Annotated in this window: 14 protein-coding genes; 7 read left to right on the forward strand and 7 right to left on the reverse strand. The window is 70.2% G+C overall.

Translation table 11 applies throughout. The annotated features are described in order from the left end of the window. Window positions 1-56: 56 nt before the first annotated feature. Both OG219_RS09745 and OG219_RS09750 read left to right on the forward strand, forming a co-directional pair. Window positions 57-797: a VOC family protein gene (locus tag OG219_RS09745; protein WP_266824946.1), complete on the forward strand. Its 741-nt coding sequence runs from the start codon at window positions 57-59 to the stop codon at window positions 795-797. 68 nt (window positions 798-865) lie between these two features. After that, a complete protein-coding gene (locus OG219_RS09750; RefSeq protein ID WP_266824948.1) occupies window positions 866-1504 on the forward strand; it encodes a trans-aconitate 2-methyltransferase in 639 nt (212 codons plus the stop codon). A gap of 6 nt (window positions 1505-1510) precedes the next feature. Here the strand turns inward: OG219_RS09750 and OG219_RS09755 are convergent, their stop codons facing one another. Continuing rightward, on the reverse strand, window positions 1511-1903 hold the full coding sequence (locus tag OG219_RS09755) for a DUF5997 family protein (RefSeq protein ID WP_266824950.1): 393 nt from the start codon (window positions 1901-1903) through the stop codon (window positions 1511-1513). A gap of 114 nt (window positions 1904-2017) precedes the next feature. Between OG219_RS09755 and OG219_RS09760 the strand changes: the two genes are divergently transcribed. Beyond that, window positions 2018-2800, forward strand: a complete 783-nt coding sequence (locus OG219_RS09760) for a LysR substrate-binding domain-containing protein (RefSeq protein WP_266824952.1) — start codon at window positions 2018-2020, stop codon at window positions 2798-2800. A gap of 37 nt (window positions 2801-2837) precedes the next feature. Here OG219_RS09760 and OG219_RS09765 read toward each other — a convergent pair whose 3' ends face one another. Continuing rightward, window positions 2838-5312, reverse strand: coding sequence for an alpha-L-arabinofuranosidase C-terminal domain-containing protein (locus tag OG219_RS09765; RefSeq protein ID WP_266824954.1), 2475 nt, complete (start codon window positions 5310-5312; stop codon window positions 2838-2840). A gap of 137 nt (window positions 5313-5449) precedes the next feature. Between OG219_RS09765 and OG219_RS09770 the strand changes: the two genes are divergently transcribed. Further along, window positions 5450-5908 carry a DUF6314 family protein gene (locus OG219_RS09770; RefSeq protein ID WP_266824956.1) on the forward strand — a complete coding sequence of 153 codons (459 nt, stop codon included), beginning with the start codon at window positions 5450-5452 and terminating at the stop codon, window positions 5906-5908. On the opposite strand, the gene OG219_RS09775 is transcribed toward OG219_RS09770, so the two are convergent. The 3 genes from OG219_RS09775 to OG219_RS09785 all read right to left on the reverse strand — a co-directional run bounded on the left by OG219_RS09775 (window position 5884) and on the right by OG219_RS09785 (window position 8582). Beyond that, window positions 5884-6477 carry a histidine phosphatase family protein gene (locus OG219_RS09775; RefSeq protein WP_266824957.1) on the reverse strand — a complete coding sequence of 198 codons (594 nt, stop codon included), beginning with the start codon at window positions 6475-6477 and terminating at the stop codon, window positions 5884-5886. The genes OG219_RS09770 and OG219_RS09775 overlap by 25 nt on opposite strands. 62 nt (window positions 6478-6539) lie before the next feature. Next, on the reverse strand, window positions 6540-6977 hold the full coding sequence (locus OG219_RS09780) for a GNAT family N-acetyltransferase (RefSeq protein WP_266824959.1): 438 nt from the start codon (window positions 6975-6977) through the stop codon (window positions 6540-6542). A gap of 168 nt (window positions 6978-7145) precedes the next feature. Further along, entirely contained in the window at window positions 7146-8582 is a 1437-nt protein-coding gene (locus tag OG219_RS09785; protein ID WP_266824961.1) for a PLP-dependent aminotransferase family protein, read from the reverse strand. Here OG219_RS09785 and OG219_RS09790 point away from each other — a divergent pair. Both OG219_RS09790 and OG219_RS09795 read left to right on the forward strand, forming a co-directional pair. Continuing rightward, window positions 8581-9549 carry a DMT family transporter gene (locus OG219_RS09790; RefSeq protein WP_266824963.1) on the forward strand — a complete coding sequence of 323 codons (969 nt, stop codon included), beginning with the start codon at window positions 8581-8583 and terminating at the stop codon, window positions 9547-9549. The genes OG219_RS09785 and OG219_RS09790 overlap by 2 nt on opposite strands. A 92-nt stretch (window positions 9550-9641) precedes the next feature. Further along, window positions 9642-9836: a DUF1918 domain-containing protein gene (locus OG219_RS09795; RefSeq protein WP_266824965.1), complete on the forward strand. Its 195-nt coding sequence runs from the start codon at window positions 9642-9644 to the stop codon at window positions 9834-9836. A gap of 37 nt (window positions 9837-9873) precedes the next feature. Here OG219_RS09795 and OG219_RS09800 read toward each other — a convergent pair whose 3' ends face one another. Beyond that, on the reverse strand, window positions 9874-10446 hold the full coding sequence (locus OG219_RS09800; protein WP_266824966.1) for an SMI1/KNR4 family protein: 573 nt from the start codon (window positions 10444-10446) through the stop codon (window positions 9874-9876). 15 nt (window positions 10447-10461) lie between these two features. Further along, window positions 10462-11670 carry a glycoside hydrolase family 10 protein gene (locus OG219_RS09805; RefSeq protein WP_266824968.1) on the reverse strand — a complete coding sequence of 403 codons (1209 nt, stop codon included), beginning with the start codon at window positions 11668-11670 and terminating at the stop codon, window positions 10462-10464. Between the two features lie 168 nt (window positions 11671-11838). Between OG219_RS09805 and OG219_RS09810 the strand changes: the two genes are divergently transcribed. Beyond that, window positions 11839-12699, forward strand: a complete 861-nt coding sequence (locus OG219_RS09810) for a 3-hydroxybutyryl-CoA dehydrogenase (protein WP_266824970.1) — start codon at window positions 11839-11841, stop codon at window positions 12697-12699. Window positions 12700-12716: the final 17 nt, after the last annotated feature.

A 12716-nucleotide genomic window follows, 5' to 3' on the forward strand; every position in this document is an offset into this window, starting at 1 on the left:
CGCTGCACGTTTATGCAATCTGCTCAGTGGCAGGCCGAGTGCATAGGATCGCCGGCATGACCCTGCGACCTGCCCTGGTGAACATAAAGGCTCTTGACGACTCGGCGGTCGGCCGGTTCTGGGCGGAGGCGCTCGGCTGGCGTGTCACCAGCGGGGGTTCCGGCGCGACCGCCGCTCAACCCGTCGGCTTCGACTGGCTGGACCCGGCCGGAGTATGCATCGACGTCATCGCCGTCCCGGAACCCAAGACGGCGACGAAGAACCGTGTGCACCTCGATCTCGCCACCACCTCCGCGGCCCATCAGGCGGAGTTGGTCGCGCGCCTCCGGTCTCTCGGTGCGACGCCCGCCGACGTGGGCCAGGGCGACGTGCCGTGGACGGTCCTCGCCGACCCGGAGGGCAACGAGTTCTGTGTGCTGGAGCCCCGGGACGTCTACCGGGACACTGGGCCGATCGCCGCGGTGGTGGTCGACTGCGTGGATCCGCGGGCCATGGCCCGGTTCTGGGGCGAGGTGATCGGCTGGACCCTGCACGAGGTGACCGACGACCATGCGGTGTGGCGCTCCGACAAGGGTGTCGGCCCGTATCTCGAGTTCCTCCGCAAGCCCGACGTGAAGACCGTGCCGGACCGCGTCCATCTCGACCTGGTGCCGGACCCCGGTGATGACAAAGCAGCTGAGGTGGCCCGGTTGCGGGCCCTCGGCGCCACCGACCTCGACGTCGGCCAGGGCGAGGTCCCGTGGACGTGCCTGACCGACCCGGAGGGCCACGAGTTCTGCGTCCTCGCCCGGTCCTGACACGGAGCCTTGTCGAGTCACAGCCGGTTGCCGGACAGACCGCCGCCACCGCAGCTACCGTCGGGCTCATGACAACTTCTGACGATGCCCTTCTGGCGGAGCAGATTGCCTACTACCGGGCCCGCGCCTTCGAGTACGACCGGGTCTACGCCGAGCGGGCCGACCTGCGGGAGCTGGTGGCCGCGCTCGACGGCCTCCCCGTCGCCGGGGACGTGCTGGAGCTGGCCTGCGGTACGGGTCAGTGGACCGGGGCGCTGGCCGCGCGGGCGCGCTCGGTGACCGCTGTCGACTCGGCGCCGGAGGTGCTGGGCATCGCGCGTGAGCGTGCCGGGTCCCCGACGGTGGAGTTCGTGCAGGCCGACGTGTTCACATGGCGGCCGGAGCGCCGCTACGACACCGTGTTCTTCGCCTTCTGGCTCAGCCATGTCCCGGCGTCCCGCTTCGGGGACTTCTGGGCGACCGTCGCCGCCGCGCTGGCCCCGGACGGCAGAGCCGTCTTCATCGACGAGGGCCTTGCCGGGGCGGCCCTCGAGGACGTCTCCTCGGAGGTCCGCAGCCTCGACGACGGCAGCGAGTACCGGATCGTGAAGATCTACCACGAGCCCGCGGCGCTCTCCGGCGAGCTCACCGCGCTGGGCTGGTCGGCCGAGGTCCGACCGCTGGGGAACTTCATCGTCGGTGTGGCCGAGCCCCCGACGCCGCTCTGAGGGAGATCAGGAGCGCTGAGCGGCCTCGTCGGCCTTCTTCTCCTTGATGCGGACCGCTTCCTTGCGGACCTCGGCCTGGGTGGCGCGCTCCCGCAGCAGCCACTCGGGACCCTCCGCCTTCAGCGCCTCGATCTGCTCCGTGGTGAGGGCCTCGGTGACTCCGCCCCGGGCGAGACCCGCGATGGAGACACCCAGCTTGGCGGCGACCACCGGCCGGGGGTGCGGGCCGTTGCTCCGCAGGTCCACCAGCCACTGGGGCGGTTCGGCCTGCAGCGCGGCCAGCTCGGTACGCGAGACGACGCCCTCCTGGAACTCGGCGGGGGTGGCTTCGAGGTACACACCCAGCTTCTTCGCCGCGGTCGCGGGCTTCATGGTCTGGGTGTTCTGGGGCGACGTCATGGTGTCAAGGGTAACGAGCGGATGGGCAGCCGCCGACCAGCATGGCCCCGTACGCCCCCTGTGACCACCGGCTCCGCGTGCGCCGCGCACCGGCACGGCCGGTAGCCTGGCGGGGTGACTGGCTCCGAGGCATCCCCGTCGTTCAAGCTCGCGTACGTTCCGGGGGTGACGCCCGCGAAGTGGGTGCGGATCTGGAACGAGCGACTGCCCGACGTCCCGCTGACCCTCGTCGCGGTGTCGGTCGCGGAGGCCTTCGACGTGCTGCGGGGCGGCGGCGCCGACGCCGGTTTCGTGCGCCTGCCGGTCGACCGTACGGACCTCAGCGCGATCCCGCTCTACACCGAGACGTCCGTGGTCGTGGTCCCCAAGGACCATGTCGTCGCGGCGGTCGACGAGGTGTCCACGGACGATCTCGCCGACGACATCGTGCTGCATCCGCTCGACGACACCCTCGGCTGGGAGCGCCTGCCGGGGCAGCCCGCGATCGAACGCCCCGCCACGACGGAGGACGCCGTCGAACTGGTGGCGGCCGGCATCGGCGTCCTCGTCGTCCCCCAGTCGCTGGCCCGCCTGCACCACCGCAAGGACCTCACCTACCGCCCGGTCACGGACGCCCCCGAGTCGCGCATCGCACTGTCGTGGCCGGAGGAGAGGACCACCGACCTGGTGGAGGACTTCATCGGGATCGTCCGAGGGCGAACCGTCAACAGCACCCGGGGACGCGCCCCCGCACCGGCCCCGGCCGAGCCGAAGGCCAAGTCCAAGCGCCCCGAGACGGGCGGCGGCGCCCGGCGCAAGCCCGTGGTCGGCAAGTCGACGGGCAAGAACCCCCGGAGCGGCGGCTCCGGGGGTGCCAAGGGCGCCAAGCGCGGCAAACCCCGCCGCGGCCGTTCCTAGCCCGCTCGTTCCTTACCGGTCGTCCTTTCCTTACCGGTCATCCCTGTTTGATTCTGAGGAACGTCACGGAGTTCGCCGGGAAGGTGTACGTGAACCTGTCGGCGACCCCCTCGAAGGTGGACCTAACCGGGGCGACCGCCGTGCTCGTCTCGGTGTTCACCGCGTCCGGTGCGGCCTGGAGCGTGGTCACGGCGGCCTTGCGGCCCACCTTCGCCCCGCCCAGGTCGATCGCCGTACGGGCGTCCGCCGCCTGGGCGTTGACGACCTTGACGATCAGGTCGCCGCTCTTCGCGTCCCGGGTGACGACCTGCCGGAACGGCTCGGCGGGCTTGTCGTCGGTGAAGCTCCCCCACTCCTGGCCGTCAAGGAGGAGCGTCACCTGACGGCCTCTCACCTTGATGTCGATGTCGTAGGCGCGGCCCGTCTCGATGGACCCCGCCTTGGAGACGAGCGTCGACTTGCCGCCGTCCACGGCCTGTTCGACCGCCGAGGTGGTGTTGTTCCAGCCGCCGAGGTTCCACCAGTAGTAGTTCCCGGTGTCCTTGACGCCGAAGGCGACGAGGAAGCCCTCCTTGCCGGACTTCTTGGTGGCCTTCACGTGCAGGTCGTAGTCGTGCCAGGCCGGATCGCCCGCCTGGACCATGGTGTTGGTCGCGGCCTCGTCACTCTGCACGTACTGACCGTCCTGGACGCTCCAGCTCCCGGTGCCGGTGTGGGTCCACTGGGACGCGTCACCGCTGAAGTCGTCGCCGAGCAGCGCGGTCCCGTCGGCGCCGGTCACCTTCGCATCGTCGTACGCCGCCGTGGTCGCCCATGTCGACAGGCCGACGGCGCCCGAGATGGGGCCGCTCACCGAGGGCGTGGTGGTGGCGGTCGAGGGCACCACCCGGTCGCCGACGTTGCTCATGAAGAGTTTCTGCACCTCGTAGTCGGCCGATCCCCATGAGGCGTGGTTGTTGAACCAGATCAGGTCCGGGCGCCATTGGACATAGTCCTCGTTGGCCAGCAGCGGGGCGTACGAGGCGAGTTTCACGACGTCCGCGTTGCGTTCGAGACCGGTCATGAACGCGGCCTCGGAGAGGGCGTTCTTGAAGGTGTTGCCGAGCGACGCGTACTCGCCGAGGAAGACCTTGGGGCCGTTCCTGTCGTACGAGTCGTAGCGGTCGTTGTTCTGCAGGAACCACTGCGGGCTGTTGTAGTAGTGCTCGTCGACCATGTCGACGTTCGCGTCCCGGTTGAGCTGCCAGGCGGTGTCGAAGGTCGAACCGGAGTCGTCCGGGCCGGAGTTGGAGATGACGGTGACGTCCGGGTACTCGGCCGCGATGGCGGTGCGGAACTCCGTGAAGCGGGCGAAGAACTCGGCCGGCAGGTTCTCCTCGTTGCCGACTTCGAGGTGGGTGAGGTGGAAGGGCTTCGGATGGCCCATCGCCGCCCGCTTCCTGCCCCACTCGCTCGTCACGGGCCCGTTCGCGAACTCGATCAGATCGAGGGTGTCCTGGATGTGCCGCGCGAGCAGGGCGTCGTCGTCGGTGGCCTTGTTCTGGCCGCAGCCAGTGACTAGGGCGGGCACCACGGGCAGCGGCATCGCGCCGATGTCCTCGGAGAACTGGAAGTACTCGTAGTAGCCCAGTCCGTAACTCTGGTTGTATCCCCAGAAGTTGGAGTTCGTCGCGCGCTGCTCGACGGGGCTGATGGTGTCCTTCCACTGGTAGGAGCGTTTGCGCTCGTAGCCCGACGCCTCGTCATATCCGGCCATGCTCCCGGTGTTGACCAGGCAGCCGCCCGGAAAGCGCACGAAGCCCGGGTTCAGCGCGGCGATCTTCTCGGCGAGGTCCCCGCGCAGACCGTGCCCCTTGTACGTGTCCCGGGGCAGCAGCGAGATCATGTCGAGCGCGACCGGGCCCTCGGCCGCGACGGTGAGGCGGCCCGTGGTGCTGCTGCGGGTCGCGGTGAACTTCGCCCGGTACTTGGCCCAGCCGCCGCGCGCGGTGACCCGGCGGGCCTGGGCGAGCGCGCCGTCGGCGTCGTGCAGCGTCACGGTCAGGGGCGCCGCCGCATCCGCGCGTGCCCAGACCGAGAAGTCGTACGCCTCGCCGCTCTCGACGGAAATCCCGGTGTTGTAACCGGAGTTGGTGACGGACGAGCCGCCGTCGAGGGCGAGATAGGTGCGGTTGCGGGCGTTGAGGCGCCCGTCGTCGCTCAGGGCCCCCGCGGTGCCCGAGGTGGCCCAGGACGTGAGTGGGGTGTAGGAGCGGTTGTCGGCGGTGCTGTACTCGAACGAACGGTTCTGCACCAACTCCGCGTACAGGCCGCCGTCCGCGGCGCGGTTGATGTCCTCGAAGAAGACGCCGTACATGGTGTCGTCGATCCTGGCGCCCTTGGCGGCCGGATCCACGGTGATCGCGTAGTCGGTGACGTCCTCGGCGTTCGCGGGGGCCGGGACGACGGCGGAGGCCACCAGGAGGGCGGTGGCCGTGAGTCCGAGTCTCCAGCGGGTGCGGGTGCGTGACATGGATACTCCGCGGCTCTGTAGTCTTGAGTTGTTCGAAATGTCGGACAGTGATCAGCACTTCGAACGGCAAGATAGGGAGGGGGCCGGAGGGCGTCAATGGGTTGTGCGGCATCGGATGTGACGGAAAGCAGGACGGGATGGGCGAGTTCTGGCCAGTGGCCGACGTGCTGGCGTACCTGGCCGGGAGCTGGCGGGTGGAGCGCGCGGTGCGGGATCTGGCGGGCGGTGCTGAGGGGCACTTCACGGGGACGACGGTTTTCGGACCGCTGGAGCACCCGGAGGACACGGGTCTGCTGCACCACGAATCCGGCACCTTCGTATGGCAGGGCACGCCCAGGCCGGCGGAGCGGACGCTGCGCTTCCTGCCGGGAGACCGCGCGGGCACCGCGGTCGTACGGTTCTCCGACGGCCGCCCCTTCCACGACCTGGACCTGAGCTCCGGGTACTGCCTCGCCGACCACCCCTGCTCGGCGGACCTCTACCAGGGCGAGTTCACGGTTTTCGACGAGCACCACTGGCGGACCGTGTGGCGCGTCGCCGGGCCCGCGAAGGACCTCGAACTCACCACGGACTACGCACGCGAGGGCTGGGAGTAAGCCCCCTCGAAGCGCAGGTTCCAGCGCCCCGCGCGGCCCGTCACGGTGATCGTCGACAAGGGGCGGACGTCCACGTTCCAGTACGTCGAGGGCGGTGCCTTCAGGGCGTAGACCAGGGCGGCCCGGACCACGGACGGTTCGGCCACCGCGACGATGCGGCCGCCATCGTCGGCGGGCCGGGTGTCGAGCCAGTTTCCGACGCGGGCGATGAAGGACATCAGCGATTCGCCGCCGTGCGGCGTGGAGCGCGGGCCGGCGAGCCAGCTGTCGACGGCCTCGGGCTCGCGGGCCATCGCCTCGCCGAGCGTGAGACCGCGCCAGCGGCCCATGTCGCAGTCGCGCAGCGCGAGCTGGACGAGCGGCGCGTAGCCCAGCGCGTCCCCGGTGGCCCGGCTGCGCGGTGTCGGTGAGCAGTAGCGCAGCTCGGCAGCCGCCAGCGGCACCAGCTCCGGGGCGGCGCGCTGCACTTCCTCCCAGCCGGCCTGGTCCAGCGGCCGGTCGTCCTCGAAGCGTTCGGCGAGCAGCGAGGAGCTGCGCGCGGCGGCGACGAACGTGACCCGAAGATGCATGCGGTGATCGTGGAACGCGGAACTCCGCAGGTCAAGAGGGGTTACGGAGGGTACACGCGGGCTCACTGCAGCATGAGTGCCATCCACTGGTCCGGCCTCTCGAGGACCTTGAAGCCGAGCTTCTCGTAGACACCGTGCGCGTCCGCCGTGGCGAGCAGGATCCGGCGCAGACCGAGTGGTTCGAGGTGGTCGCGTACGGCGGCGACCAGGGCGGTGCCCAGTCCCTTGCCGCGGACCGATGGGTCCACGTAGACGTCGCAGAGCCATGCGAAGGTCGCCTCGTCGGTGACCACGCGTGCGTACGCGACCTGCTCCCCCGAAGCCCCGTCGTACACCCCGAAGTTGAGCGATCCGGCGATCGCGCGCTCCTGCTTGTCTCGCGAGCGTCCGGTGGCCCAGTACGCGTCGGTGGAGAGCCAGCGGTGGACGCTGTCGACGTCGATTCGGGCGGTGTCGGCGGAGAACTCGTAGCCCTCGGGGAGGCTCTGGGTATCGGTCATGCCGGGAGACTCGCAGCTCAGGGCGCCGGGGGTCGAGCGGTTTTTCGCCCCCTCCGCCCCTACCCGTCCCGTACCTGGGGGCTGCGCCCCCAGACCCCCCTGTCGCGCTGACGCGCTCGTCCTCAAACGCCGGACGGGCTGAAAGACTCTCCGGCTCAGGCGAGATTTTCAGCCCAGCACCTCGTCACAAGCCACCCGCAGTCTCCGTACCCCCTCCGTGATCTCCTCCGTCCCCGCGACCGCCGCGAAGCTCAACCGCACGTGGGCGGCGGGGGGTTCGGCGCTGAAGTAGGGGCGGCCCGGGGTGACGGACACGCCCGCGCGGAGGGCGCCGGCTACGAGGGCGGACTCGTCCGTGCCGTCGGGCAGGCGCAGCCACAGGTGGTAGCCGCCGGACGGGATGTGGGGCAGGGCGAGTTCGGGGAGCTTCAGCCGCAGTGCGGTGGTCATCACGTCCCGGCGGGTCTTCAACTCGGCGGCGACGGCGCGCAGATGGCGGGGCCATGCGGGCGAGCCCACGAGTTCGAGCGCGGCTTCCTGGAGCGGGCGCGGCACGAAGAAGGTGTCGACGACCTGGATGGCGCGCAGCCGCTCCAGGACGGGGCCCCGCGCGGCCAGCGCACTCACCCGGAAGCTCGGCGAGGTCACCTTCGTCAGTGAGCCGACGTACACGACGACTCCGTCGGGATCCTCGGCGGCCAGCGGACGCGGCAGCGGGCCCGCGTCCTCGTGCACGAGACGTCGTACGAAGTCGTCCTCCACGACGAACGCACCGGCTTCCCGCGCGATCCGCAGCACCTCACCGCGCCGCTCGGGCGCGAGTACGGCGCCGGTGGGGTTCTGGAACAGCGGCTGGCAGACGAAGACACGGGCGCCGGTGGCCTTGAAGGCGTGGGCGAGCAGGGCGGGTTTCACCCCGTCGGCGTCGACTGGCACCGGCACGGGCCGCAGTCCGGCCGCGCGGGCGATCGCCAACATGCCGGGGTACGTGGGCGATTCGACGAGCACCGGTGCTCCCGGCGGCGCGAGCGCGCGCAAGGCGGTGGTGAGCGCGGACTGACCGCCCGCCGTGACGAGCACCTCGGCGGCGGTGATCGCACCGCCGATCCCCCGCGCGAACCACTCCCGCAGCTCCGCGAGTCCCTCCACGGGCGGCCGGCCCCAGACGCCGGGGCGTCGGCCCGCCCTGGACAGGGCCGCGCCCATCGCCCGCTCGGGCTGCAGCGACGGGTGCAGATAGCCGCCGTTGAACTCGACGACACCGGGCGGCGGAGCGGCGAGTGAGACCAGGACTCCGGAGGCGTCCACCGTGCGCGGCACTAGTTCGGCCGCGGCGTCCGCGCTGAGCGTGACCTCCTGCCAGGAGGTGTCCCCGGCGGGCGCGGCAGCCGCACGCGGCTGGGCCCGGAACGCACCGGCCCCCGGCCGGGTGAGGACGAGCCCCTCGGCGGCGAGCTGCGCCAGCGCCCGGGACACGGTCACCGGGCTCACCCGATACCGCTCGACGAGCGCCCGACTCGAGGGCAGCTTTCCACCAGGAGAGTATCGGTTCAGTTCTCGTCGCAGCTGATTCGCCAGGTCACCCACACTGCTACGCTCTTGCATGAGAGCCAAGGATAGCGCTACCGCCAACACCCGAGTAGCGGTTCGCACGTCTCCGCGGACCGCCGCAACCGCGCTCCCCGCCTCTTCGGAAGCGGTCCCCTCCGCGCCCGCCCACCGCTCCGGCACCTTGCAGGCCGCCCTCGGCGTCACCGCCTTCTCGCTCACGTTCCCCGCCACCGCCTGGGGCCTGGAGGGCTTCGGCCCCTGGTCCCTGGTGGCCGTGCGCAGCGTCCTGGCCGCGGTCATCGCGGGCGGCTGCCTGCTGGCGCTGCGCATACCCCTGCCGGTCAGGCGTCACTGGACGGGGCTCGCCGTCGTCGCCGCCGGAGTCGTGCTCGGCTTCCCGCTGCTGACGACGCTCGCGCTGGAGACCTCCACCACCGCCCACGCGGCCGTGGTCGTCGGTCTGCTGCCGCTCACCACCGCGCTGTTCTCGGCGCTGCGCACGGGGGCACGGCCCTCGCGGACGTTCTGGGTGGCGGCGGTCGCGGGCGCGGCCGCGGTGATCGCGTTCACCGTGCAGCAGAGCGGTGGCGCCCTGACCAGCGCGGACGCCTATCTCTTCGGCGCGCTGCTGATCTGCGCGGCGGGATACACCGAGGGCGGACGGCTCTCCAGGGTCATGCCCGGCTGGCAGGTCGTCGGCTGGGCACTGGTCCTTTGTCTGCCCCTCACGGTGCCGGGTGCGCTGATCGCGCTGTCGCAGGAGCCCGTACACCTGACCGCGCACAGCGTGACCGGGCTGCTGTGGGTGGCGGCCGGATCGCAGTTCCTCGGCCTGGTCGTCTGGTACCGCGGCATGGCCGCGATCGGGATCCCGAAGGCCAGCCAGTTGCAGCTGGCGCAGCCGCTGCTCACACTGGTGTGGTCGGTACTGCTCCTGGGCGAGCACCTCACACCGGCCGCACCCCTGACGGCCGCCGCCGTACTGATCTGCATCGCGGTCACCCAGCGGACCCGGGACTGACGGACGGGCAAGGGCCGGGCCAACCGGCGCCACCAGTCGTAGACTTGCGACCACGGACCGCTACTCCCGCAGATGACGAGGAGGCCGTTCAGATGCATGCAGTCGAGGGCGACCAGCTGGTGCAGCACGGCAGGGTCGTCGGGCAGCAGGACAAGATCGCAGAGATCGTCGAAGTGATGGGTACGGAGGGCACTCCCCCGTACCGCGTCCGCTTCCAGGACGGGCACGAGGCGGTGTGCTCACCGGGCCCGGACTCCGAAATCCGGCACAAGGACACAGGCCACTGACTCAGTACGAGGTTTCCGTCGGCCGTCTTGTACGGGTTCACCAGACGAGGCGGCCGTCCTCGGCCTTTCCGTACGTTCGCATCTCATCGGCGAGGGAATGGAAGTAGTCCGCCAGGGAATCGTGGGTTTCGAACCTGTTCAGGTCCCCGTCGCTCCACCTGCCCGGCATTCCTGTGCCGGTGTCGATGAACCGGCCGTAGAGCCAGTCGGTCTCCACCGCGAAGGGGACCCAGTCGGGGTGCCATCCCAGGGTTTCGCAATCCGGATCCGGTGACGGCTCCATGGCTTCCAGTCCCCTACGCCATTCGCAGACCTTCACGATCTGCGCCACAGACAGCAAGTGCCAACCAGAGGGAAGGAAGCTGCTCCCAGGGGCGGCGTAGTGGCCTTCATCGTCGGCCATACGCACACCATTGTTGGTCAGCAACCACGTCCACATCTCCTGCGGAAAGCTCACGCCGAGGCGCGCTTCGGCATCGACGATCATCTTTGGCGTCGCAGGGCCGCACAGGGCAGCCGCGCTCTTCGGGGCGTTCCGCTCCAGCCATCGTGTGACACGGCCCCACGCCTGCCGTACGTCCTCCGCCTCGCGTGACCGTATTCCACCCATGACCGATCTCCAGGTTCAGTAGTGATCGGCGACCACGCGGGCCATGGCGCCGATCCGGTCCGCCCCGACCTCCTTGGCGGCGAAGAAGACGTGCCCCTTCACCTCCGGATACCGCGCGGCCAGCGTGAGATGCCGGGACAGCTCGGCCGGATCCTGCCAGGCCGCGGGCTGCGCCGGATCACCGGCCTTGTACAGCGCCTCCCCTACGTACAGCCCCACGCCAGTACCCTCGGCCGCCTTCGCCCACCAGGGCACCAGCTTCGCGTAGTCGGCGGCGGCCAGGCCGACATTCCAGTACAGCTGCGGGACGATGTAGTCGATCCAGTGCTCCCGGACCCACTTCCTGGTGTCCGCGTACAGATCGTCGTACGTCTCCACACCCGCCGTGGTCGGCGAGCCGAGCGGATCGGTCGCGGCGTTGCGCCACACCCCGAAGGGGCTGATCCCGAAGCGCGCCGCCGGCCGGATCTGCTTGATGCGGGCCGCCATTTCCAGCACCAGCCGGTCGATGTTGTCGCGCCGCCAGGCCGCCCGGTCGGGGAAGCCCGCGCCGTACGCCGCGTACGCCGCGTCGTCGTCGAAGACCTGTCCGGCGACCGGATACGGGTAGAAGTAGTCGTCCCAGTGCACGGCGTCGATCGGGTACTTGCGCAGCGCGTCGAGCATCGCGTCCTGGACGAAGGCGCGGACCTGCGGGAGTCCGGGGTTGTAGTAGAGCTTCCCGCCGTACGGGACGACCCAGCCGGGATGCTCGCGGGCGGGGTGTTTCGCCACGAGCCTCGTCGGGTCGGTGTGGTTGGCGATCCGGTACGGATTGAACCAGGCGTGCAGCTCCAGGCCGCGCGCGTGCGCCTCCGCGACCGCCGTGCCCAGCGGGTCCCAGCCGGGGTTCCTGCCCTGGACTCCGGTGAGGTACTGGGACCACGGCTCGTACGACGACGGCCACAGCGCGTCGGCCGTGGGGCGCACCTGGAACATCACGGCATTGAGACGGCGGCGTACGGCCGTGTCGAGATGGGCGAGGAGTTCGCTGCGCTGCTGGGCCGCGGTCAGCCCGGTGCTCGAGGGCCAGTCGCGGTTGGAGACCGTCGCCAGCCACATCCCGCGCATCTCCCCCGCCGCACGAGGCCCCTTCGCCCTGGCCGCGGCGTCTCCCGCGGTCGCGAATCCCGACAGCGTCGCCGCCGCGGCCAGCGCGAACGCCCGACGTGACAGTCGCCCCATCCCCACACCCCCTACACAACGGATCCGTCCCGTCACGGATCGTCTCCTCGCACAGCATGCCTGACCCGCACGATCGATCATCGATACTTGGGAGTAACGTGCACGATCGGAGCAGGCACCGCACAACGGGGAACCTGCCAAGGCCGATGATCAGCGGAAAGGGACGATGTGACCGACATCGAACGCGTCGGAGTGGTGGGCTGCGGCCAGATGGGAGCGGGCATTGCCGAGGTGTGCGCCCGCGCCGGTCTCGACGTCAAGGTGGCCGAGACCACCGGCGAAGCCCTGGAGATCGGCCGTACCCGGCTCTTCAACTCCCTCTCCAAGGCGGCCGAGCGCGGGAAGATCTCCGAGGAGGAGCGGGACGCGACACTGGCGCGGCTCAGCTTCACCACGGACCTCGGTGAGTTCGCGGACCGCGACCTGGTGATCGAGGCCGTCGTCGAGAACGAGCAGGTGAAGACGGAGATCTTCCAGGTCCTCGACCAGGTCGTGACCCGGCAGGACGCGATCCTCGCCTCCAACACCTCCTCGATCCCGCTGGTCAGGCTCGCCGTCGCCACCTCGCGTCCCGACCAGGTCATCGGCATCCACTTCTTCAACCCGGCCCCGGTGCAGAAGCTCGTCGAGCTGATCCCGGCGCTCACCACGTCCGAGGGCACCCTCAGCCGGGCGCAGGCGCTCGTCGAGAAGATCCTCGGCAAGCACGCGATCCGCGCCCAGGACCGCTCGGGCTTCGTGGTCAACGCGCTGCTGATCCCCTATCTCCTGTCCGCGATCCGGATGTTCGAGTCGGGCATCGCGAGCCGCGAGGACATCGACAACGGCATGGAGCTGGGCTGCGCCCACCCGATGGGCCCGCTCAAGCTGTCCGACCTGATCGGCCTCGACACGGTGGCCTCGGTCGCGTTCTCGATGTACGACGAGTTCAAGGAGCCGCTGTACGCCGCTCCCCCGCTGCTCCAGCGCATGGTGGACGCGGGCCGGCTGGGCCGGAAGTCAGGCTCGGGCTTCTACACCTACGCCTGATTACGCACGGTGAAACG

The organism is Streptomyces sp. NBC_00038 (assembly GCF_026343635.1).
Taxonomy (GTDB): Bacteria; Actinomycetota; Actinomycetes; order Streptomycetales; family Streptomycetaceae; genus Streptomyces.